General features: G+C 56.9%; 23 protein-coding genes and 1 pseudogene. 12 read left to right on the top strand and 12 right to left on the bottom strand.

From position 1 onward, the window contains the following. Positions 1-156 precede the first annotated feature (156 nt). The 5 genes from QJT81_15200 (at position 157) to QJT81_15180 (ending at position 4,136) form a co-directional block, all read left to right on the top strand. Entirely contained in the window at positions 157-1,806 is a 1,650-nt protein-coding gene (locus tag QJT81_15200; GenBank protein ID WGZ93155.1) for a phosphatidylglycerol lysyltransferase domain-containing protein, read from the top strand. Further along, the gene (locus QJT81_15195; GenBank protein ID WGZ93154.1) at positions 1,803-2,573 is read left to right on the top strand and encodes an alpha/beta hydrolase; all 771 of its coding nucleotides are present in this window, start codon (positions 1,803-1,805) and stop codon (positions 2,571-2,573) included. Before QJT81_15200 ends, QJT81_15195 begins: the two co-directional genes overlap by 4 nt. Positions 2,574-2,703: 130 nt before the next feature. Further along, a complete protein-coding gene (locus QJT81_15190; GenBank protein ID WGZ93153.1) occupies positions 2,704-3,312 on the top strand; it encodes a DedA family protein in 609 nt (202 codons plus the stop codon). Continuing rightward, complete coding sequence (locus tag QJT81_15185; protein ID WGZ93152.1) at positions 3,309-3,881, top strand: hypothetical protein; 573 nt, start codon at positions 3,309-3,311, stop codon at positions 3,879-3,881. The genes QJT81_15190 and QJT81_15185 overlap by 4 nt, the downstream gene beginning before the upstream one ends. A gap of 99 nt (positions 3,882-3,980) precedes the next feature. Further along, positions 3,981-4,136, top strand: a complete 156-nt coding sequence (locus QJT81_15180; GenBank protein ID WGZ93151.1) for a hypothetical protein — start codon at positions 3,981-3,983, stop codon at positions 4,134-4,136. 91 nt (positions 4,137-4,227) lie between these two features. Here the strand turns inward: QJT81_15180 and QJT81_15175 are convergent, their stop codons facing one another. The 4 genes from QJT81_15175 to QJT81_15160 form a co-directional block, all read right to left on the bottom strand. Further along, complete coding sequence (locus QJT81_15175) at positions 4,228-4,875, bottom strand: amino acid permease (protein WGZ96498.1); 648 nt, start codon at positions 4,873-4,875, stop codon at positions 4,228-4,230. Between the two features lie 336 nt (positions 4,876-5,211). Next, positions 5,212-5,508 carry a hypothetical protein gene (locus QJT81_15170; protein WGZ93150.1) on the bottom strand — a complete coding sequence of 99 codons (297 nt, stop codon included), beginning with the start codon at positions 5,506-5,508 and terminating at the stop codon, positions 5,212-5,214. Between the two features lie 49 nt (positions 5,509-5,557). Further along, positions 5,558-5,953 carry a hypothetical protein gene (locus QJT81_15165; GenBank protein WGZ93149.1) on the bottom strand — a complete coding sequence of 132 codons (396 nt, stop codon included), beginning with the start codon at positions 5,951-5,953 and terminating at the stop codon, positions 5,558-5,560. A gap of 19 nt (positions 5,954-5,972) precedes the next feature. Then, a complete protein-coding gene (locus QJT81_15160) occupies positions 5,973-6,623 on the bottom strand; it encodes a cytochrome b/b6 domain-containing protein (protein WGZ93148.1) in 651 nt (216 codons plus the stop codon). Between the two features lie 300 nt (positions 6,624-6,923). Here QJT81_15160 and gnd point away from each other — a divergent pair, with 300 nt between their 5' ends. The 4 genes from gnd to QJT81_15140 are packed head-to-tail and all read left to right on the top strand — an operon-like array spanning position 6,924 to position 11,168. Continuing rightward, a complete protein-coding gene (gnd, locus tag QJT81_15155) occupies positions 6,924-7,946 on the top strand; it encodes a decarboxylating 6-phosphogluconate dehydrogenase (protein ID WGZ93147.1) in 1,023 nt (340 codons plus the stop codon). Then, entirely contained in the window at positions 7,943-9,019 is a 1,077-nt protein-coding gene (gene tal / locus QJT81_15150) for a transaldolase (GenBank protein ID WGZ93146.1), read from the top strand. Before gnd ends, tal begins: the two co-directional genes overlap by 4 nt. Further along, on the top strand, positions 9,016-10,509 hold the full coding sequence (gene zwf, locus QJT81_15145; protein WGZ93145.1) for a glucose-6-phosphate dehydrogenase: 1,494 nt from the start codon (positions 9,016-9,018) through the stop codon (positions 10,507-10,509). The genes tal and zwf overlap by 4 nt, the downstream gene beginning before the upstream one ends. After that, positions 10,506-11,168 (top strand): ROK family protein, encoded by a 663-nt coding sequence (locus QJT81_15140; GenBank protein WGZ93144.1) that lies wholly within the window; start codon positions 10,506-10,508, stop codon positions 11,166-11,168. Before zwf ends, QJT81_15140 begins: the two co-directional genes overlap by 4 nt. On the opposite strand, the gene QJT81_15135 is transcribed toward QJT81_15140, so the two are convergent. The 8 genes from QJT81_15135 to QJT81_15100 form a co-directional block, all read right to left on the bottom strand. Next, on the bottom strand, positions 11,140-11,529 hold the full coding sequence (locus QJT81_15135; protein ID WGZ93143.1) for a type II toxin-antitoxin system death-on-curing family toxin: 390 nt from the start codon (positions 11,527-11,529) through the stop codon (positions 11,140-11,142). The genes QJT81_15140 and QJT81_15135 overlap by 29 nt on opposite strands. Beyond that, the gene (locus QJT81_15130) at positions 11,526-11,774 is read right to left on the bottom strand and encodes a prevent-host-death family protein (protein ID WGZ93142.1); all 249 of its coding nucleotides are present in this window, start codon (positions 11,772-11,774) and stop codon (positions 11,526-11,528) included. The genes QJT81_15135 and QJT81_15130 overlap by 4 nt, the downstream gene beginning before the upstream one ends. Before the next feature lie 57 nt (positions 11,775-11,831). After that, a complete protein-coding gene (locus tag QJT81_15125; protein WGZ93141.1) occupies positions 11,832-14,198 on the bottom strand; it encodes a glycoside hydrolase family 15 protein in 2,367 nt (788 codons plus the stop codon). Positions 14,199-14,274: 76 nt separating this feature from the next. After that, positions 14,275-15,534: a YfdX family protein gene (locus QJT81_15120; protein ID WGZ93140.1), complete on the bottom strand. Its 1,260-nt coding sequence runs from the start codon at positions 15,532-15,534 to the stop codon at positions 14,275-14,277. Positions 15,535-15,564: 30 nt separating this feature from the next. Next, on the bottom strand, positions 15,565-16,155 hold the full coding sequence (locus QJT81_15115; protein WGZ93139.1) for a DUF308 domain-containing protein: 591 nt from the start codon (positions 16,153-16,155) through the stop codon (positions 15,565-15,567). Positions 16,156-16,176: 21 nt separating this feature from the next. Next, positions 16,177-16,353: a sulfur oxygenase reductase family protein gene (locus QJT81_15110; GenBank protein ID WGZ93138.1), complete on the bottom strand. Its 177-nt coding sequence runs from the start codon at positions 16,351-16,353 to the stop codon at positions 16,177-16,179. Then, positions 16,334-16,786, bottom strand: coding sequence for a sulfur oxygenase reductase family protein (locus QJT81_15105; GenBank protein ID WGZ93137.1), 453 nt, complete (start codon positions 16,784-16,786; stop codon positions 16,334-16,336). Before QJT81_15105 ends, QJT81_15110 begins: the two co-directional genes overlap by 20 nt. A gap of 181 nt (positions 16,787-16,967) precedes the next feature. Further along, entirely contained in the window at positions 16,968-17,867 is a 900-nt protein-coding gene (locus tag QJT81_15100; GenBank protein WGZ93136.1) for a hypothetical protein, read from the bottom strand. A gap of 213 nt (positions 17,868-18,080) precedes the next feature. On the opposite strand from QJT81_15100, the gene QJT81_15095 reads away from it, so the two are divergent. The 3 genes and pseudogenes from QJT81_15095 (at position 18,081) to QJT81_15085 (ending at position 21,166) form a co-directional block, all read left to right on the top strand. After that, positions 18,081-18,413, top strand: a complete 333-nt coding sequence (locus QJT81_15095; protein ID WGZ93135.1) for a hypothetical protein — start codon at positions 18,081-18,083, stop codon at positions 18,411-18,413. 12 nt (positions 18,414-18,425) lie between these two features. After that, positions 18,426-20,057: a serine protease gene (locus QJT81_15090; protein ID WGZ93134.1), complete on the top strand. Its 1,632-nt coding sequence runs from the start codon at positions 18,426-18,428 to the stop codon at positions 20,055-20,057. A 60-nt stretch (positions 20,058-20,117) separates the two neighbouring features. After that, positions 20,118-21,166, top strand: a pseudogene (locus QJT81_15085) (IS630 family transposase). Positions 21,167-21,203: the final 37 nt, after the last annotated feature.

Raw genomic sequence — 21,203 nt, 5'->3', positions numbered from 1 at the left:
TTGAATGGGTTCTCTATCGCTGGGGCAGACTGTTTGGGGATATTTGCCAAGGGGCAGGACAGGATTGGGGAATATTCCCCAAATTGGCACTATGCGGGGCTGGAACAAATCTTGCTTGTTCCCCCTGCACCTTGTTGCCAACCGTGAGTACCTGTCATGAAAACCCTGCTGCATAAATTGTTACATGCCTTGTTGCACGGGGCTGGGCATCTGGGAACCCAGATGCTGGCCTACCTGACCTTTGTCGCCGGGGTGTTGCTGCTGGTGTCGGCGGCATTCCCGGCGCTGGCGGGGCGGCTGGAGGTGTTGGCGGCGTGGATGCCGTTGTTGCTGCGGGAAGGTTTTCACCTGTCCAGCGTGGTGGTGGGGGTGTTGCTGCTGGGGCTGGCGCGGGGGATCAGCGCCGGGATGCGGGCGGCTTATCCGGCTACCCAAGTGGTGTTGTGGCTGGGGATAGGCTTGAGCTTGCTGAAAGGGCTGGCGCTAGAGGAAGCCTTGCTGTTGCTGGCGGTGTCGGGGTTGTTGTGGGTCAATCGGGCGGCGTTCCGGCGGCGCGGTTATCCGCTTACCAGCCGCCGTAGCCTGCGCTGGCTGGCGGCAGGGTTGCTGGCGCTGGCAGTGGCGGCAATGCTGGGGGAAGCCCTGTACGGCTCGCAGGCGTTTACCGTGCGGCTGGGGACGTTTGCCCACGATGCCGACGCGGCCCGTTATGCGCGGGCGCTGGTGGTGATGTTGCTGACCTTTTTGGCGTGGCTGAGGTGGACGTGGTTTTCCATGCCCCTGCCGGAGGGGATGGTGTTGCCGGATGCGGCACTGCTGGCACGGGCGCGGCAGTTTTATGAGCGTGTTGGCAATACCGGCTATTCCTACCTGAGCTTTTTGGGCGACAAGTACCTGTTTTTTAGCGAGGGGAACACCGCGCTGCTCCAGTACGGGGAAAAGCGCAACCACCTGATCGTGATGGGCGACCCGGCGGCGGCAGACGCCAGCGGGGTAGTGGCGGGGATCAATGCCTTCCGGCGCATGGCGGAGGATTACAACCGGGTGGCGGTGTTCTATCAGGTGGATGAGGCCAATTTGCACCACTACCTGAATGCCGGTTTCGCGCTGTTGAAACTGGGGGAAAAGGCGCGGGTGACGTTGCAGGATTTCACCTTGGTCGGCAAGAAGGCGCAGAAATACCGCACAGCCTTGAACCACGGTACTCGTGACGGCTTGCGTTTTGAGGTGGTGCAACAGCCCTTGCCGGAGGGCTTGTGGGACAAGCTGGCAGCGGTGTCGGCAGCGTGGATGGAGGAAAAGCAGGCGGCGGAAAAAGGCTTTTCGCTGGGGCGGTTTGAGCGTGGTTTTCTGGAACAATGTGCCGGGTTTGCGCTGGTGTGGCAGGGCGAACGGCTGGTGGCGTTTGCCAGCGTGACGCCGGATTTCGCTGAGCATAGCGAATACCGCATTGATTTGATGCGCCATCTGGCGGATGCACCGGGTGGGACGATGGATTTCCTGTTCGTCAGCCTGATGCAGCACGCGGCGGCGGCGGGCTATGCGTGGTTTGATCTGGGGGTAGCGCCGCTGGCGGGGGTAGGGGAAAGTGCTTGGTCACGGCGTGAGGAACGGTTGATCCGGCTGGTGTACCAGTACGGCAACCATTTCTACAATTTCAAGGGTTTGCGCGATTATAAAAACAAGTTCAACCCGCAGTGGCGCAGTTTGTATCTGGCCTATCCGCGTCGGGCATCGCTGGCATCGATCCTGCTGGATGTGGCGGCGCTGGTGGCGGGCGGCTACCGGCAGGTGCTGATGAAATGAGGCATTACTGGCAAATAGTAGGGTATTTCTGGCGTTACCTGTGGTGGTTGCTGACCTCATCCGCCGCGTTTGAAGCAGGGCATGTTGACTGGCACGGGGCGCGTATCCATTACACGGTTTACGGCGAGGGCAAGCCGCTGGTGCTGCTGCACGGTGGTCTGAGCAACCGCTTGAGCTGGTTTGCGCAAGTGCCGGGGCTGGTGGCAGCAGGTTGGCGGGTGGTGTTGGTGGATACACGCGGGCATGGCAAGTCCACCCTCGGTGATGCTTTGCTGAGCTATGAGCTGTTTGCGCAGGATGTGCTGCAAGTGCTGGAGCGTTTGCAGATTGCCCACACCGACCTGCTGGGCTGGAGTGATGGCGGCATTATTGCCCTGCTGCTGGGGCGGGATGCACCGCAACGGGTGGGCAGGATCGTGGCGGTCAGTGCCAATTTCGATGCTTCCGGCCTGACCCAAGAGGCATTGGCGGAGTTGCAGCCGGACACGCAGCGCGACCCACTCAAACGGCAAATCCACCGTTTGTGGCATCACGGCCCGCGCTTGTTGCGGGCGGATTTGCAGGCGATCCACGCCCCAGTGTTGGTGGTGGTGGGGGAGCGTGATGTGATCACGCTGGAACATTCGGCGCAATTGGCGTGGTGGTTGGGGGATGGGCGGCTGGTGGTCATTCCGGGGGCAGGCCATGCCGCGCCTGTGACCCATGCTGACGCGGTGGCGGCGCTGGTGGGCGGGTTTCTGGGGGAAACAGGCAAGCCCGCTGGGTAATATTCCCCACCCCCTGTATTCCGCTGCTGCCGGTAAATCCAACCCATTCATTTAACAGCGATTAATGTTGTTGGAACGGGATTTGCAGTATCCCTTGCATCACGCCCATTGCACTCAGGAGACCCACCTCATGTTGGAACACTACCTCACCCTCGCCAAACCTTGGCTCGACCAGTACGGTTACTTCGCCGTGTTCGGCGGGGTGTTCGTGGAAGGCTTCGGCCTCCCCGCACCCGGCGAAACCCTGATCATTGCTGCGGCATTGTTGGCGGAGCGCGGGGAAATGCAGCTTCCCGTCCTGCTGTTGACGGCGTGGCTGGCGGCAGTGTTGGGCGACAACCTTGGTTATGCCATCGGGCGCTGGGGCGGGCGTTCCCTGTTGCTGAAGGTTGGGGTCAAGCCTACCCATCTGGCGCATGTAGAACGGTTTTTCACCCGTTACGGCGGCGGCATGGTGGTCACGGCGCGGTTTTTTGAAATCCTGCGCCAGATCAACGGTATAGTCGCGGGAAGCATGGGGATGCCCTGGTGGCGTTTCTTTACCTATAACGCGCTGGGGGCGGCCTTGTGGGTCGGCTTCTGGGGCGGCGGCATCTTCTTGCTGGGCAAGCATTTTGTGCAGGTGAAACACGTGTTGCACAGTGTCGAGCCTTACGTGGTTGGCCTGGTGTTAATAGCACTGGCTGCTTTGGTCTGGTACTTATTTATTGGCAAATATTCACGGGAGAAAACGTTATGAACAAACCAAAGGATGGGGTTGGCAAGGTTGATACTGACCTGCCCTTGACGGAGCGGATGGCAGCTTTCCGGCATGTCCTAAAAATTGACGCCATGTTGTTCGTCGGCATTATGTTTCTGGCGCTGTTGGGGGTGGGGATGACCGATTACCGAGGCGAAAGTGCTCACGGTTACTGGCGCTACATACTGATCCTGATAGCGTTGGCGAGTACCTTATGGGGGATGTGGCGTGCGCGGCGTTTGGGGTTGGTGGGCAGTGGCAAGTTGTTGTTCCAGCAGATGGTGTTATGGGGGGCTGCGTTGGTCGCCATGGCGGTGATTTACCTGTTGTTGGGTACGGGGCGGCTTAACTACGAAACCACCGGTCTGTTGATTCTGCTGGTGCTGGCATTTGCCACTTTCGTTGACGGGATGCTGGTGTCGTGGAAGCTGTACGTGGTGGGGACGTTGCTGCTGCTCACTCTGTTGCTGGCAACCTATGTGGAAGAATTTTTGTGGATAATCGTGCTGGTGGCAGTGGTGATGATTGCGCTGGTGCTGGTGTTCGTGGTCTGGAAGCTGCGCCAGTAGGGATACCGACAGCAGGTTGGCTTTTATCGGCTCTTGTGCTGCGCAAACATATACGTAAAGCAGGCTCCCAGTAACAGGATCAGTGAACTGTAGTATGTCTTGGATTCACCCGGTAAGCGCTTGTCGATAGATGAATGCCAAGCCACCGCCCGCCCAGTTTATCAGACGGATGTTCCCCCCAGCCGCTTGGCGATTTCCTGGCTGATCGCCAAGCCCAGCCCGCTGCCGGGTTCGGTGCTGTTGCCCGCGCGGTAAAACGGTTTGGACACTGCGTCCAGTTCCGCTTCCGGTATGCCGCAACCGGTGTCCTCGACCTGGTGGATATTACCGGCGGTGTTATGCAGGTTCAGCGGGAGGTTTTGCTGGCGTAAATCCGGTACAGGGTTCGGTACATCAATGCCGCCAGTAGGGTATCCAGCAACACCAGTGCAGCATTGGGCAGGCTATGCATGGCAAACAGCAGCAGGGCGGTCAGGGCAAAGAAGGCAGACAGTGCACCCAATAAAGGTAGCCAGCGGTTAGCTCCGATCGGTTCAGCAAGCTCCAGTGCAGCGGCATTGACCACGCCAAACACCAGCAGGAACAAGCCACTGGCCAGAATGGCGGTTGTGTTTATGTCCAGGGTGTTAGCCAGCACGATGGCAACACTGCTGAACAGTAACAGGCGTAACAGTAAGGGTTTCCAGCCGCTGGTTGCCAGCATGAAAGCGGGCAATTCCCGTTCACGGGCGAGTTCATGCCCAAGCCGGTTGATGCCATAAAGCGTGACGGTAATGGCTGCCAGGGTAGAAAACATGGCAGCGATGGCGATCAGCCGGTAGCCGGTATCGCCCAGCAATGGGCGGGCGGCTTCCGCCAGCACGGTTTCCTTGATGTCGGCGATATGTTGCAGGGGTTCCACACTGATCACGGTCACAGTGATGAACAGGTACAGCAGGCTGGTCAGGATGATGGAGCCGTAAAAGGCACGTGGTAATGTGTGGGTAGGGTTAATAACAGTTATTATAAAAGTTGCACCTAATTATCCAAATATCATCAAAATGGGTAACTTTGTCGTTATCAATGTGGAGAAATAGCGCACTATCTACTAGATTATTGGGGTGATTGACGGTTTTCTCGAACCTGTTTTGAGAGGTAAGTCCGGTTGCTTTGGCACAATCACCTACGGCGAGTTACGCCGGATGTAAAGTCTGTGGAGAGGTCGTGAGACCTGGGGGAGCAAGCGGTCGCCTCATCAGCGTAAAGCCCCCCACTGTGGGAGTTTTAATGGCAATAACCAAGCCGTTCCTCTGGGCAGCCTCGATGAAGCAGAAATCTGACAATAAATCTATCATGAGTAGGTTTGTATAGGTTCAGAATAACGGTATTGGATGTCACGGATGGCGTTGGCTATCAGTTCAAATCCCTGAAACGCAATAAAGATAAAACCGCTGGCGACAGCCACACCGGCAAAGGTAATCAACGCCAGGATGCCGCCCAGCATGAATGCCAGCGGGGTCGCCTGTTTTGCCAGCAGGATCGCCTCCCCCTGTACTGCGAAGATACCGCCGCCGACCATGCCGCCGATACCGATGCCCAAGGCGCTGAACAGACCAACCTTGCCGTGGGTGTGTGGGTTGTTATCCATGAAATTCTCCGATACGTGCCATGCCGGGAATGTGTGTGTCTGCACACACCTATTTCTCCACTTCAATATCCCGCCGTGCAGCCGCAATGGTAACGGTAAAACCGGCAATCACGTCGATCAGCGCCATCAAGGACAGCAGCAGGAAATAGGAATTGCCTGCCCACGGGTCGATCAGCCACATCACCAGATAGCCAGTCAGCACGAAGGTGGACAGTACATGGTCTATGATGGAGGTGTCTGTGGTGCGGGTGGATTTGAAGATCTCAATGAACAGCGCAACCAGACCCAGCACCAGCATCAGGTCGCCATAGGTTGGTTGCCAGATAGCCCCAGAAGGCAGTTGCACCGCGAACACGGCCTGATCCAGATCTGCCGGGAAAATACCCAACTGGTGAAATCCCCAGTAGGCCAGCAGTACGTACAGTGAAACCGGGATAACGTCCATGTTCAGGCTCCTTTCCCACTCATTGCACAGGGTTCCGGCGGAACATGTTGGTAATGATTGGCTCACCCCGGTACTGATGCCATGCTGCCGCCAACACATGTCCGGTCAGATATGCCCACATCAGGTTGCCGAAGAAGCCATGGATGTTACCCAGCGTATGGAACGCGGAACTTTTGACGCCGCCACCCAGTTCCAGCGCCAGATACAGCCCGAAGCCGCTGGACACCATCACGCTGGCAGTCAGGAAGCCCAGTCCGTGGATGAAACCGGATAGGCCACCTATCTCACTAATCGGCGGTAGCTTGCGTTCGTGCCACAGGTGGCGCATATCCGCCAGCACGCGCCGCAACCCGGCAGGGGTATACGGGAACAGGTGGGCAAAGCTGATGTCGCTGCGCGGCAGCATCACCCAAACCCAGTGGGCAACCATGAACAGCAGGGTGGCAAGCCCAAGCATTTCATGCACCTCCAGGGCAAAGCGACCAAACCCGCTGGCCTGTTGCAAGCGGTGCGGGTTAGCCATCACCAGCGACAGCAATAACTGACCACTGATGCCGACGGCGATGAAGCCGTGCAGCCAGCGGGTGGTGCATTGCCAGTTACGCTGCTGACTGGCCGGGTCAACACCGATGGTAAGCAGGGTGGCGGTGTTGTCGGTGGATTGCTCCATGTCATTTATCTCCTGTGTCTCTGTCGGGAATCATCTTTGACGGTGTACAGGGATAGATGCATGGTTTATGCCAAAATTGTAATAGATTGAATAATAGTGAATTTTTTTGCTAAATACGCTAACGGTAACAATGTCAGGCTGATACGGGGAATATTCCCCACCCACTGGTTGCTTTCCACCATAACGAAAATCATCAAAAATAACTCCTTGATTTAACTGTAACAAATATCTGGAACAATTCTTGCTGTAACCCTTTCATCACGCGGCGGACACCCCACCCGGACACCAAGGAGACAAAACATGCAAATCGGAATAATCGGACTCGGACGCATGGGCGCGAACATGACCCAACGCCTGCTACACGCTGGTCACACTTGCGTCGTCCATGACCACAACCCGGAAGCCGTCGCAGCCCTGCAAGCGGCAGGTGCCATCGGCACGGCATCCTTGCAGGCACTGGTGGCAGCACTCGAACCACCCCGCGCCCTGTGGCTGATGCTGCCAGTCGCCGTCACTGACCGGGTGCTGGAAGACCTCAAACCCCTGCTGCAAGCAGGCGACAGCGTGATCGACGGCGGCAACAGCTTTTATCAGGACGACATCCGCCGCGCCCGCGAACTCAAAACCCGCCACCTGCATTACGTCGATGTCGGCGTCAGCGGCGGCGTGTGGGGGCTGGAACGTGGCTACTGCCTGATGATCGGCGGTGAAACCGGCCCCGTGTTGCAACTCGACCCCATCTTCGCCGCGCTTGCCCCCGGTGTGGATGCTGCCCCGCGCACACCGGGCAAGCAGGGGCAGCCATCCCCCGCCGAACAAGGCTACCTGCACTGCGGGCAACACGGGGCAGGGCATTTCGTGAAAATGGTACACAACGGCATCGAATACGGCCTGATGGCGGCGCTGGCCGAAGGGCTGAACATTCTGCACGCCGCCAACGCAGGCCAGCGCGACCACGCCGCCGATGCCGAAACTGCACCGATGCGCCACCCCGGTTTCTACCAGTACGGCCTCGACATCCGCGACATCGCTGAAGTGTGGCGGCGCGGCAGCGTGGTCGGCTCGTGGTTGCTGGATCTGACGGCGACAGCCTTGCAGGACGACCCGCAACTGGCTGGCTTCGCCGGGCGCGTGTCCGACTCCGGCGAGGGTCGCTGGACGGTGCAGGCGGCAATCGACGAGGGCGTACCCGCGCCAGTCATCAGCGCCGCGCTGTTCGCCCGCTTCAGTTCACGTGGCGACAACGCATTTGCTGACAAACTGCTTTCCGCCATGCGCTACGGCTTTGGCGGCCATCACGAAAAGAAAGGAGGCAAACCATGACACCCCATACCCACCAACTGCGTCAGGCAGGCATCAGCCTGTGGCTGGACAATATCACCCGCCGCCTGCTGGATGACGGCACGCTGCAACGCTATATCGACACATTGCACATCACCGGCCTGACGTCCAACCCAACCATTTTCGATCAGGCCATCGGCAGCGGTGCGTATGACACCGCCATCCGTGAAAAGGTGCAGGCAGGCAGCAGCGGCGAGGCACTGTTCTTCGAGCTGGCGCTGGAAGACCTGCGCCGTGCCGCCGACCTGTTCCGCCCTGTCCACCAGTACAGCAACGGGCTGGACGGCTGGGTATCGCTGGAAGTCTCGCCGCTGCTGGCTTACGACCCCGACAGCACGCTGGCGGAAGCCACACGCCTGCACGCGCTGGCTGAGCGCCCCAACCTGCTGATCAAGATTCCCGGTACACCGCAAGGCTTGCCCGCGATTGAGGCAGCCACCTTCGCCGGAGTGCCGGTCAATGTGACCCTGCTGTTTTCTGCCGAACAATACCGCGCTGCTGCCGATGCGTGGCTGCGCGGCATCGAACGGCGCATCGCAGCGGGCTTGAATCCGGACGTGCGGTCGGTTGCCTCCTTGTTCATTAGCCGCTGGGATACCGCTGCCGCTGCCAACGTGCCTGCAACACTGCGCAACCATCTGGGTGTGGCAGTGGGCAAACGCACTTACCAGGCCTACCGCGAATTCCTTGCCTCCAGCCGTTTGCAGCGGGTGATGAATTTTGGGGCGCAACCGCAACGCCTGCTGTGGGCCAGTACCGGCAGCAAAGACCCGGCGCTGCCCGCCACTTTCTACGCCGACGCGCTGGTTGCCCCTTACACCATCAACACCTTGCCGGAAAAAACCCTGCTGGCTTGCGCGGAAAACGGGCAGATCGGGGAGCCGCTGGCAGTGGCGAGGGGTGACGCGGATGCGCTGATTGCGGCGCACGCACAGGCTGGGGTCAACTACCACCAACTGGCGGAAACCCTGCAACGCGATGGCGCAGCGGCGTTTGTCAAATCCTGGCATGGGTTGCTGGCGACGTTGGCAAGCAAGGGAGGGCAGGGCGTATGACTTCCAGCAGCAAACTTCCGCCCACCGCGCTGGTGATTTTCGGCGCGGGTGGTGACCTGAGCTGGCGCAAACTGCTGCCAGCCCTTTACAACCTGTCGCTGGGCGGGTTCTTGCCGGAACAGTTCGCCATCATTGGCGTGGACGGCAAACCCGCCGGACTGGACGACTGGCGCAGCCGCTTGCGTGATGGCGTAGACCAGTTCTCGCGGCGCGGCAAAGCGGAGGATGCGCAATGGCAAACCTTCGCCGCCCACCTGACGGCTTACCAGTCCGGCGATTTCAACGACCCGGCGACTTATGCGGCACTGGCGCAAACCCTCAGCGAACAGGAGACTGCTTGGGAACAACCCGCCAGTCGCCTGTTCTATCTGGCCACCCCGCCTGTCATCGTGGGCAGCATTGTGCAGCATCTGGGGCAGGCGGGGCTGGTCAGCGACCCGCAACGCAGCCGGGTGGTGGTGGAAAAACCGTTCGGCCACGACCTCGCTTCCGCCCGCAGCCTCAATCAGGCATTGCTCAGCGTGCTGGACGAAAGCCAGATTTACCGCATCGACCATTATCTGGGCAAGGAAACGGTGCAGAACATCCTCGCCTTCCGTTTCGCCAATGCGCTGTTCGAGCCGGTGTGGAACCGCCGCTACATCGACCATGTGCAGATCACGGTTGCCGAACAGGTGGGGGTGGAACACCGGGGCAGCTATTACGAGCATTCCGGTGCCTTGCGTGACATGCTCCAGAACCACCTGTTGCAGGTGCTGTCGCTGATTGCGATGGAACCGCCAGTGGCATTCGAGGCCGATGAAATCCGCGCCCGCAAGGTGGATGTGTTACGCGCCATCCGCCCGCTGCCGCTGGATAAGTTGCACCGCTTTGCCGTGCGCGGGCAATACGCTGGCTACCGCGCTGAGCCGGATGTTGCGCGTGATTCCGGCACCGAAACCTTTGCCGCGCTCAAGCTGTTTGTGGACAACTGGCGCTGGCAGGATGTGCCGTTCTACCTGCGCACCGGCAAGCGCCTGCCACAGAAGGCATCGCAGGCGGTGATCCAGTTCCGCCCGGTTCCGCACCATTCATTCCCGACTGCTGCCAACCCCGACTGGCGACCTAACCGCATCGAAATCGACATCCAGCCCGACGAAGGCATCGTGTTGCGGTTTCAGGTCAAGTTGCCGGGGGTGTCGATGCGCCTGAGTACCCAGGAAATGCGTTTCTGTTACGCCGAAGCCTTCCAGACCGAACCGCCGGAAGCCTACGAAACCCTGCTGCTGGATGCGCTGGAAGGCGATGCTACCCTGTTCATGCGAGCCGATCAGGTGGAAGTTGCGTGGGCGGTGGTGCAACCGATACTGGAAGCGTGGCAATCCGCCCCGACCGATTTCCCCAATTACGCGGCGGGAAGTTGGGGGCCGGAAGCTGCCGAAATGCTGATCGCGCAGGACGGGCGTAGCTGGCTGGAACCGGCGTTTGCGTTGCAGGGAGGACACTCATGAATATTCTGGTTATCGACATTGGCGGTACGCACATCAAACTCAGCCATTCTGCCCACCCCGGCGCAAGGCGCAAATTCGGTTCCGGGCTGGCGATGACGCCACAGACCATGCTGGCGAACCTCAAACCGCTGACCGAAGACTGGCCTTATGAGGCAGTCAGCATCGGCTACCCCGGCGCAGTGCTGGGCGGCAAGCCGGTACACGATCCGCACAATCTGGCGGCAGGCTGGGTCGGTTTCGACTTCGCAGGCGCATTCGGTTGCCCGCTCAAGCTGGTCAACGATGCCGCAATGCAGGCGCTGGGCAACTATCAGGGCGGCAAGCTGCTGTTTCTGGGGCTGGGAACCGGGCTGGGGTCGGCGCTGATCGTGGATGGTGCAATCGAACCCTTGGAACTGGCGCACCTGCCCTACAAAAGGGGCAAAACTTTCGAGGATTACGTCGGGGTGCGCGGGTTGGAACAGCGCGGCAAGCATAAATGGCGCAAGTCCGTCGCCGATGTGGTGGAACGTTTGCGTGCTGCGCTGGAGCCGGAAGAGGTGGTGCTAGGCGGCGGCAATGCCAAGTTGCTGGAGGAATTGCCGGAAGGGACGCGGCTGGGGGATGACCTCGCCGCGTTCACCGGTGGGTTCAGGCTGTGGGGTAAACTTGTTGCCTGAGCCATTCAGCCAATGCAGGCTCGTCCATATGGCCTTGGGCGGCTTTGACCATCAGGTCGGCGGCTTCCATCACATCAAAGGTAGGTTCGATGCCATTCAGCACCAGACTGATATTCATGGCAGCAAAGGCAGTACGTTTATTGCCATCGTTGAACACATGCCCAACCGCCAGCACAACAGCGTAAGTTGCCGCCAGTTCAAACACATCGCTGAGCAAGCCATAAGCCAGACGGTTTTCCACCCGTGCCAGCACACCAGCCAGTGATTTGTCACCAGCAAAACCTACCAGTTCGCCCGGATACAGCACTTGTTCGTGCAGGTATTCCACATCCTCCACCGTCAGCAGCACGAACTCCATCATTTATCCCGCAAATAAGCGAGCGCCGGGGCAAGCCGTTCCTTTTGCGCAGCAAAAGCGCGTTTAGTTGCATCCAGTCCAGCCGGACGGGCCTGGATATTTTCCACCGCTGCCACCGGGACAAAGTACCCGATTACCTGATTGCGGTTCAGAATGGCAACAGGGCTATCCCCCGCCTGACTGAACACCTTGGCAGGTTCGCGCAACTCGGTCATGGAAATGGTTTTGCGGGTCAACAGGGTTTGCATGGTTAACACCTTTGGTGTGCATTTAAGTGTGATGTAAGCATCATAGCATAATATGCACTAACTTCCATTGGCAACCGTCACTACTACCGCAGAACTGGATGCCGGATAATTTGCACTTTCCAGACGGAAGGTGATTTTCTGTACTCTCAAATCCATTTTCGGCAAGCGGGCGATATGCACTCCCATTGCCAGCGGGCGGGTAGCCAGCGTTTGTTCTTCCCCGCTATCCTCGCGCCAGTGGATGCTCGCGGCAGATGGCAGGCAGATACCCAGCCGCTTGCCCGCAGGCAATGTCCGCAGCGGTGCTTGCGGCGTCCAGAACCAGACTTCGGGGTCGGGGCGGATGCCGTGGTAACGCGCCCATACGGCTTCCGGCCTGTCTACCGGACGCCCCAGCAGGATGGAGCAGGCCAGCTTGATGTATTCAGCGTGCGCCCACGCCAGCGGCATGGCGGAGCCGGTGGCTTTGCCGAATGTCAGGCCACGTTCCGGGATGCTTTCGGTATCCCACACTTGTTCCGGCAACATGCCGCAGCCGTCGCTCATTCCCGCCATCGCGTACAGGAAAGGCAGCGCATCCGTGCCCCGCACCAGTTCGTAATGCCCGCGTTCCTCGCTCAATAAAGGCCACAAGCGGCCTATGCCGTTGCCGTCGTAGGCTTGTCCGTCAGCATGTTCGCCATAACCGTCACTGGTGTAGCGATACCAGCAGGGGCCCTGCGGCAGGTCAACTTCCAGCAGTTCGTCCACCAGCTTGAGGGTGTTGCGGATCAGCGGGTCGTGGGGGTCACGCAGGCCATAACGCACCAGTTGCAGGAAATCCCCCCCGATCTGTTCGGTCGGCGGCAGGCCGGGGTCGGTCAAATGGTTCTTGATCGGCATCGCCCGCCTCAGCGCGGCATCATCCGTCAATACGGCGGCGGGCATGATGCGCGGGTAGTAGGCATCAACGCCATAGCGCCGCGCAAAGTCGGTGTTGCGCACCGCCGCCCAGTTATCCAGTTGCGCATTCCAGTAATCCGCCAGTTCCAGCGCGAAGCCTTCGTCGGCTACCGGTAGGAAACGTGCGCCGGATACCAGTGCGGCAATGCACACCGCCAAAGTGAAGGTGTTGACACCGCTGTCCTCTTCCCAGCGGTCTTGCGGGCTGACCGGGCCGTGGGCGGCGATGAAACCCATAGCCCGCTGCGCCATTACCCCCACTTCGATGCCATCCAGCGCATTGCGCTCAGCCAGCGTGCCTGCCAGCAATACCGGGAACGCCACCTGATCTAACTGCACGCCCGTCCAGTAGGGCTTGCCGCCCAGCCACTGGTTCTGGAACCAACTGCCGTCTTCCCGCTGGGTTGCCATCAGGTAGCGCAGGATGTCGCGGGCTTCGCCCTCGCAACCCAGCGCCAGCAACGCCCCGGCACATTCCACCAGATCACGCGGCCACACCAGATGGTAGCCGGGGCGTTCTTCCAGCGTTTCGCCCCAAGGGATGCTCAAGCTGGCAACCAATGCCCCCCGGAAGGTTTGGTCATGGTGGGTGCGCAAAACCATCGCGCTGGTTTTGACCAGATCCAGCAGTGGTTCAGGGATGTGTGCCGCACCTGTCGGGGTGGGTAAGCGGCATTGTTGCTGCCATTCCAGCCATTGCCCGATTTGCTGCCACCAGACGCTAGCAAACGGTTGTAACAGGGCGGAAACGGCTAGCGTGGCGGCGGCTTCCTGACTGCTGCCGAAACCCAGTGCCAGCACCGCATAACGTGGCAATTCGCCGGTGAGTGCCACCGTGCCGGGGCCAGCCTCCCGGTAGCATTCGTCGAGGCAGCCGTGGCGGTTGAAGATTTGCCAGCCGTCGGAAGCGCCTGAATACCCGGCGCTGCATTGTCCCAAGGCTTCCTGTTGTTGCGCATCCACCGCCGCCAGTGCCAGCCCGAATGGGCCTTGCCATGCCCACAATACCCGCCGGGCGTTAACGTGGCTGGCTTCGGCATGGTTGTCGTGGCCTGTGCCGCCCAGACGCGGGGCGAGCAAGACATAGGGGCGTAGATTGTGGTCGCCTTGTAGGTCAATTTCCACCAGCAGCACGTCGCGGTTGGGTTCCAGGGTAATGCGCTGGGTGAAGGTGAAATGCGGGTGGCGGTGGGTGATGGTGACGGCGGGGACACCCGCTTCGGCGCATTCTACCGTGTAATCCTCCAGCCGTTTGAGTTCCTGCCAGAAGCCTTGTCCGTCGCTGATGATGAAACCGAGGTCGCGCACTTGCGGGATGTCCACACGCGGGTAGTAGATTTCGTTGAGGATGCCTTGACCGATGGTGAACCAGACCCGTGCGTGACCGAGGCTGGTTCCCACCATCTGTTTCGCGCCATTGCACCAGTTGGGCAAGATGCCGGGTGATCCGGGGGCGTGGTTGGCAGTGAAGGTTTTGTCCATGTTGATGCCTGCAAGGATAATGGCATTGATTGCGCTAACACCCGCCAGTAGGCGTACCGGCGGGTGTCGTCTGGAATTATAGGCTATGGATAATGGTTTGCAGTTCCTGCCGGAACTGGTGTAACTGGTTGCTGCTGCCAGCCAGTGTTTCCGGTTGTTCCTGCAAGAGTTTGGCGACTTGTGCTTGCACATCCGTCACTTTCTGCTTGTAGGCGGCGTCTGACCATAGGTTGTCTGCCTGTTGCAGCGCTGCATTGAGGTTGGTTTGCGCCAGTTCCATTTCGGCTTTGGCGGCTGTCTGGTCAGAGCCATTGCCGAGGTCAATGGCGGCATTGGTGAGGTGGAAGCGGGCTTCGATCAGGTCGGTGTGCAATGCGTCACCATTCATTTCTGCGGCCTTGCTGGCGGCGTAGTTGATGGCGCGTTCCGCCCATGCTTCAGTATGCAGGCCGAAACGTTCCAGACTGCTGGCGGTGTCCTTGCCGCCTTTTTCCAGATCAGCCTTGAGTGCCTTGCCTTCCACCAGCAATTTGTCGGCGGCTTCCTTGCTGGCCTTGTCGGTGGAACTGGCGGCTTTTTCGAGGAAGCCGATGGCATCATCCAGGTAGCGTTTGGCGTCGGCTTCCGTGCCATTTTTGAGGGTGGCGAGTGCTTGCCACAGGGAATAATGTGCTTGGTACAATGGCTCTGCGGTGATGTTTTGCAGTACCACGACACTGTTTTCAGCCTGTTTGAGTGCCTTGCCTGCGGCTTCCAGTTTTTCCTTGTGCAGGTCGGCTTGGGCTTGTTCCACGTTTTTGAGGGTGTTGGCTACCGGCATGTCGATTTCGGTGTATTGCAGGGCGACTAGGGCGGCATCCAGTGTTTCCGCACCGGGTTTGGCAGTGTCTGTCTTGGTGTCGGTGGCTTTAGGGTCGGCAGGTTTGCTGTCGGCGGCGGCTTTGGTGCTATGCGCGGGCAGGAACACGGTCAGTTTGTCCAGTTCCTGATAAATGCTGGTCCAGTCGGCGCTGTCAGGGTTGCTTTTGGCGGCTGCCAGTGCCTGCTTGATTTTGGCGGTGGGCAGGCTGTCCTCAATGGCTTTGAGGTGGGTGGCAGCCTGATCCAGTGCGGTTTGAGCGGCTTTGATGTCCTTGTTGCTGACGGCAGTGCTGGCTTGCTGGATGGCTTTCAGAGCTTCCACCGCTACTTCGTTCTGGACAGCCGTACCGGCTTCGACCGCCACCGGGGCCGGGGCAGGGGCGGCGGTGTCGGCGTAAGGTGTGCCGGAAACCAGTGTGGTTGCCAGCAGTACAGCCAGTGCCAAGGCGGATTTACGGGTAGTTGGGGTTTTCATGTCAATCTCCTTGTGTAATAAATAGTTTGTTCAGTGTTGTGGATCAGGGTTTGTTTGCGGTGATCCAGCCTGTTTTACGGTTGAACGCAGCGCCAGTAAGGCCACGCCATCCATCAACAGGCTGATGCTGACGTAGACACCGACGAACCAAGCGGAAATGGTTGGCCAGTTGGCAAGGATCATCACTGCCAGCAGCAGCGACACCAGCCCGTTGAACAGCATCCAGCCCCAGCCGGGTGCGGGACGCTGACGGATGGCGAGGATCATGCTGCCGCTCATGTCCAGCAGCAGGTAAACCGCCAGCCACAGAGCCAGAGCTTCGATGCTGGCAGCGGGGAACAGCAGCATGATGACGCCGCTAACGATCAGGATCAGCGGTTTCAGCCAGTTGAAGACGTTTTTTGGGTTGCTGCTGATGCTGTGTGCTCCCCAGAACACCCCGCCGACCAGCAGCAGGCTGGCGATCATGATGTCGGTGGCGATGGAGGCGATGGTGGGCAGCAACAAGCCAACCATGCCCAGCGCCAGCAGCAGGATGCCAATGGCTAGGGTATTGCGCCGGAAGAGTTGCCGGAAGCTGGGTGGCTCAAGGGTATTGTTGGTTGTAGTTTCAATTGTCATGATAAATCTCCTTGTATGCGATTACTGTTTGAGGTGACGACGCCATAAGCCTTGTTCCATCATGGGGACAAACACTTTGTAGTAAGGGCCGCGATCCAGATGCTGCAATACGCCGTCATTGTGGATTTTGCGCAGTTCGTGATCGACCATGACATGACCCAAGCCCATGTGGGCGTGGTCAGGGCTTTCCCATTCCATGTGTACGAGGTATTGCGCCGGTGTTTGGGCTGGAATCGGCGGGGTGGAATGCACTTGGTCTTTCAAAATACGGTTCCCACGGGCCTTCCACTACCATGTCGAGGCAGTGACCGCACAGCTCATAAATGGTGTTGAAATTGTCGTGATGCATTTCTTCGTGCGAATGTACGTCTTTCCACACGGTGTACTGGTACATGCCCATCGGATTGAGCGGCGGTTCGCTGTTGCGCATATCCATCGCGCCACCGCCGTAGCGTCCAGCCATCGGGTGGATGCCGATTTGCAGCAATTGCTCAAAGCCGAGAAAACCGGGGTGTGATGCGGTGGTGATGCATACCTTTGGGCCGACCTTCATCATGGTGGTGTAGCTTTCGGGGCGGTTGGCTACGCTCGCCATATTGATGGCGATGATGGGATTTCTTGTCTCTGACATAATGTTACTCCTTGTAAGTCAGGTTTATTGAGTATGACTTCTCAAGGAAGCCTGCTTGCTCTCAAGCAGGAATCGTGCCAGTTATTTAAGTTATTGATTATTAAGTTATAGTTTTAATTTTTTTGGGCTTGGGTACAAGTAACCGCTTTGTCGCTGTCCTAGGTGGTGAATATTACCAGCGTCAAAAATCGTAGCCTGCCCCGACCCACGTACTGTCATGGGCGAAATCGGCATCAAACATGCCGGAAACCTTGATGCCGCCGATAGGGGTGTTGATGTCGGCACTGTCGTAATTCCAGTCGCTGCGGTTATGCCCGATGCTGACGAAGGCATTTTTCAGTTGCGGTTGATTCAGCAGTTTGGCGGGTTTGATTTTGGCCTCGACTTCCAGCGTGCGGTAGGTGCCGTCCATGTCGATGCCGGAGCCGACCCAGCCGTTATCCATCTCGCCCGTTTGGTGATTGAGGGAGGCATTGCCCGCCACTTCCAGCCAAGGGGTTGCCTGATAGCTGCCTTGCACCGCGACACCGGCTTTGTAAGTGGTGATTTCGGTATCAAAGGTATCAAGCATTTTCAGCGCGAGATTGGCGGCGGGCAGGGCATTGCGCACTTTCATGAACGGGGTGCTGATGCCGGTATTGACCCCCACGCCCACATGCCCACGCGCAGTTTTCAGCACATCGTAACCCACGCCGACGTCAAGGTTTACGCCATGAATGCGGTAATCGGCGGGGACAGGAATCGCGGTATTGTCCGCAATCAAATCCGTGACGCTGCTGCCAATCACGGGTAGGCTGCTGGTCAGCGGCAAGCTGGCAAGATCGGTCATTTTATTCACGGTCGCTGAGTCGAAATAATCGGCGCGGAATTGGTAGTACAGCGGCGAACCGTTGATATTGCGGTGGGGTTCTGCCAGCGTCCAGGTATCCACTTCCAGAGAGGTATCCATGCTGACAAACGGCTTGGCGGCTGCGCCCATGTCGAAATCGCCGCTGCCGTAGCGCAATTCCAAGGCGTGGGCGGGGGCGATGCTGGCGAGGGTTAAGCAGGCAAGGGCTGCCGATCGGGTCAATACATCCATGTAAATAAATCCTGAATTAGTGGTGATGATGTTGTTTTCCCAGCAGATTAGTCGGTCATGGCAACGATAACATTGAAAAATCACAAAGTACGCTTTGAGAGATGCAAACGCTGTTCTTAATTTGTCCAATAATTTGAACATCTGTATGATCGACGCAAGGGCAGGCACAGCCACTGTTGCGCTGTTTTTTTGAACTGAATAAAGGGGCTTTCTATGAGTGTAGGTAAACGGCAATTGGTTGAAATCGTCGCAGCATTACGCAGCGACATTGAAGCGGCGATTGCAGAAGGTATGAACAAAAGCGTCAAGTTTGACCTTGATGAAATTGAGGTCGAGCTGCACACCCAGATTACCAAAACCGGCGATTTGACAATTAACGGTGGGGTTGAGTTCAAGGTTCTGGGGTTTGAAGTGGGCAGTGCAGGCGTTGAAGGGACTGGGAGCTATAGCAAGGAAGATACGCATACCATCCGTTTGAAGTTGAAGCCCAAACTCCACACCGCAGATGGCACGGTAACGGGTGTCGTTATGTCTGACCTCGATTAAGGGGCATGAGCCATGCTGAAGTCTGAGCTGGTGGCACTGGTTGAAGTGCCAACCACCATTCGGGGGGAAGGCGGGCAGCTTAAAAAAGCGGTTGGCACAGTTTATCCAATACGGGATGGGTTGGTGCTGACAGCGCGGCATGTGTTGTACCACGACAGCATCAATGCTGAGCAACAACGCATTTTCAGTTGGCGACGTTCGGATGAAGACGCGCCTTATCATCAAGTAGTAGTGACGCAGACTGACATTGTGTTTGAAGACGAAAACTTCGATGTGGCAGTGGTCAGGTGCGATACTTCAAAATTGAAGCTGCCGTTATCGGTGTTGAGCGATGTTTTCCCGAAACCAAAGGAATCTTGGACGGCAATGGGCTACCCCAGAGCGGGGGTAGAAGCGACGCAACGAAAGAAAACACCAGCCGGTGGTACTTGTTTCACGCCTGACGAAGACTACTACATTCAACAGTTGGTATCCGAAGGTGATGCCGATGTCGGTACACTCTGGAAAGGTATGTCCGGTGCTCCGGTGTTTAGCTGTCAAACGGGTAAGTTATTGGGCGTTCTGATTCGCACCCCGAACCAATATGACAAAGTAATCAAGTATGCGGATGGACAGAAGACAACGACGGTTGAAGCAGTGTTTGAAAACCGTTTGGTAGCTGTATCTATCCCGTATCTGTTACGGGCAGGAAAATGCGCTGGTTTTCTGGAAGCAGTCAGTCAGCAAAAACTAGCAGAAGCGTTGTTACCTGCACCTAAATTGTCCGTTGATTTTGAGCAGTGGTTGGTTGATGAATTGTCAGAAGAATTACAGGCTCTGAAAGCCAGAACTCTTGTACTCCATGAACAGTTGATCAAGGAGCTTGGGCTGAGTGGCAAGCTGGAAGTGACTAGTGCAGATGCCAGTAGCCAGATTGCCCAAATCTTACTGACAGAATATGAATTTGAAAGCGCGGTTGATGTGTTGGCGGCGGCTGCCAGCGATTGTTTGCTTGAGGGTGGACGCAAATATTCAGCGCAATTGCCGTTGGAACAAGTTCGTTCGGCGGTTGAAGGTGTGTTGGGCTGGTTGGTGTTACGTGCGATTGATGAAGCCCAATTGCAGACGATCTTGCCAGTGTGTACCCATCGCAGCAGTCTGTTTTTCAAGTTGAAAAGTGTGCAGTCATTGGCGGGTATTGAAATTGCTATGGCTCGTCGGTTTAACCGTAAGCCAAATTTTAACAGCCAATACGATTCTGAGCATGAAAGCCGGTATCGGATAACCTTGCCGAAAGGGTTGTTCAAATGGGATGGCGAGGAAAGTGTACGGCGTGTGTTCATTAAAATATGGAATCGCGTGATACAGATTCCCTCAAAACACAAAGAATTGCATAGCCACTATACGCCTGACGACATCCGCTATCTAAACCGACAATTGGCCAAACGTCGCGAACATCGGCGGCATCCTGAGCATTTTTACCTCTCATTTACCGAGTCAGATTATCAAGGTTGTGTTGATTTCATCGCAGGTATTTATCAGGATTTGTTGAGTAAGCTGCATGAAATGACCGTGATTGAATACGGTGGCGGTGACGAGCAAAGCGTTTTGTTTGTGATACCCGAAGAAGACATCCGTACTATACCAGTCCGTGCCATAAAATAGTTTTTTTGATCAAGGAAATATGGTTAGATGACTGGTAACAAAAGCAGCCATGAGTAATGTATGACATTAAAAATCACTTTCACTGAGGATGAGATAGCGGAGCTGTTCTACTGGAAGGAGCGCCATCCTCATCCCAGAGTCCGTAAGAAAATGTCCGTGCTGTACCTGAAATCCCAACAGTTGACGCATAAGGAAATCAAACGATTGGAAAGGATTACAGAAGCCACGCTGCTTGCCTACCTAAACGCCTACCTACAACCTAACGGTTTAGAAGCTCTTAAAGAAATACGATTCAATAAACCACAGAGTGATTTGATGGCATATAAAGACAAGATTGAAGCCTATTTTCGTGAATATCCCCCCGCAACCAGCAAGGCGGCAGCCGCTAAGATTGAGGAGCTGACAGGCATCAAACGCAGTGAGGACAGGGTACGTGTCTTTATGAAGAAAATAGGGATGGACATCCATAAAGTGGGGATGATACCCGCCAAAGCTGATGTGGAAGCACAAGAAAAGTTCCTGGAAAATGAACTAAAACCGCGCATTCAGGAGGCTAAGGAGGGCAAACGCGCCCTTTTTTTGTCGATGCCGCCCACTTCGTGTTAGCACCGTTTCTGGGGTTTTTGTGGTCATTTTCCCGCGTATTCATCAAAGCCCCCTGTGGTCGACAACGCTACAACGTATTGGGCGCACTCAATGCGATAACGCTACAACTCATCACGATCACTAACGACTCCTATATCAACGCTAACAGCGTGTGTGAATTATTGGAAAAAATTGCAGCGTTAGCACTCAAAATACCGATCACTTTGGTCTTGGATAATGCCAAGTATCAACGCTGTGAAGCCGTGTTTGCCTGTGCGAAAAGGCTCAATATTGAACTATTATTTTTACCGACCTATTCACCCAACCTCAATCTGATTGAACGGTTGTGGAAGTTCGTCAAGAAAAAATGCTTGTACTCGAAATACTATGATAAGTTTCCCGCTTTCAAGGCGGCCATCACCAACTGTCTCGACAAGCTGGATACCGATCACAAGAAAGAACTGACCCAGTTGATGACAACAAATTTTCAAACCTTTAAAAATGTTCAGGTCTTGACGCTGTAAGGTATACCATTGACTTGTTCTACGAAGAAATTAACGG

Source organism: Candidatus Thiothrix putei (assembly GCA_029972225.1).
Taxonomy (GTDB): domain Bacteria; phylum Pseudomonadota; class Gammaproteobacteria; order Thiotrichales; family Thiotrichaceae; genus Thiothrix; species Thiothrix putei.
The sequence above is the reverse complement of the archived record's forward strand: the minus strand, read 5'-3'. Positions and strand labels throughout refer to the sequence as shown.

Excerpts from the sequence above, each read along its gene's own strand:
- QJT81_15135 (WGZ93143.1), bottom strand. The coding sequence starts at position 11,529 with ATGATGGAGTTCGTGCTGCTGACGGTGGAGGATGTGGAATACCTGCAC.
- QJT81_15190 (WGZ93153.1), top strand. The coding sequence starts at position 2,704 with ATGTTGGAACACTACCTCACCCTCGCCAAACCTTGGCTCGACCAGTAC.
- QJT81_15120 (WGZ93140.1), bottom strand. The coding sequence starts at position 15,534 with ATGAAAACCCCAACTACCCGTAAATCCGCCTTGGCACTGGCTGTACTG.
- QJT81_15185 (WGZ93152.1), top strand. The coding sequence starts at position 3,309 with ATGAACAAACCAAAGGATGGGGTTGGCAAGGTTGATACTGACCTGCCC.
- QJT81_15110 (WGZ93138.1), bottom strand. The coding sequence starts at position 16,353 with ATGGAATGGGAAAGCCCTGACCACGCCCACATGGGCTTGGGTCATGTC.
- QJT81_15095 (WGZ93135.1), top strand. The coding sequence starts at position 18,081 with ATGAGTGTAGGTAAACGGCAATTGGTTGAAATCGTCGCAGCATTACGC.
- QJT81_15200 (WGZ93155.1), top strand. The coding sequence starts at position 157 with ATGAAAACCCTGCTGCATAAATTGTTACATGCCTTGTTGCACGGGGCT.
- gnd (WGZ93147.1), top strand. The coding sequence starts at position 6,924 with ATGCAAATCGGAATAATCGGACTCGGACGCATGGGCGCGAACATGACC.
- QJT81_15105 (WGZ93137.1), bottom strand. The coding sequence starts at position 16,786 with ATGTCAGAGACAAGAAATCCCATCATCGCCATCAATATGGCGAGCGTA.
- QJT81_15125 (WGZ93141.1), bottom strand. The coding sequence starts at position 14,198 with ATGGACAAAACCTTCACTGCCAACCACGCCCCCGGATCACCCGGCATC.
- tal (WGZ93146.1), top strand. The coding sequence starts at position 7,943 with ATGACACCCCATACCCACCAACTGCGTCAGGCAGGCATCAGCCTGTGG.
- QJT81_15140 (WGZ93144.1), top strand. The coding sequence starts at position 10,506 with ATGAATATTCTGGTTATCGACATTGGCGGTACGCACATCAAACTCAGC.
- QJT81_15115 (WGZ93139.1), bottom strand. The coding sequence starts at position 16,155 with ATGACAATTGAAACTACAACCAACAATACCCTTGAGCCACCCAGCTTC.
- QJT81_15195 (WGZ93154.1), top strand. The coding sequence starts at position 1,803 with ATGAGGCATTACTGGCAAATAGTAGGGTATTTCTGGCGTTACCTGTGG.
- QJT81_15100 (WGZ93136.1), bottom strand. The coding sequence starts at position 17,867 with ATGGATGTATTGACCCGATCGGCAGCCCTTGCCTGCTTAACCCTCGCC.
- QJT81_15160 (WGZ93148.1), bottom strand. The coding sequence starts at position 6,623 with ATGGAGCAATCCACCGACAACACCGCCACCCTGCTTACCATCGGTGTT.
- zwf (WGZ93145.1), top strand. The coding sequence starts at position 9,016 with ATGACTTCCAGCAGCAAACTTCCGCCCACCGCGCTGGTGATTTTCGGC.
- QJT81_15130 (WGZ93142.1), bottom strand. The coding sequence starts at position 11,774 with ATGCAAACCCTGTTGACCCGCAAAACCATTTCCATGACCGAGTTGCGC.
- QJT81_15090 (WGZ93134.1), top strand. The coding sequence starts at position 18,426 with ATGCTGAAGTCTGAGCTGGTGGCACTGGTTGAAGTGCCAACCACCATT.
- QJT81_15165 (WGZ93149.1), bottom strand. The coding sequence starts at position 5,953 with ATGGACGTTATCCCGGTTTCACTGTACGTACTGCTGGCCTACTGGGGA.
- QJT81_15170 (WGZ93150.1), bottom strand. The coding sequence starts at position 5,508 with ATGGATAACAACCCACACACCCACGGCAAGGTTGGTCTGTTCAGCGCC.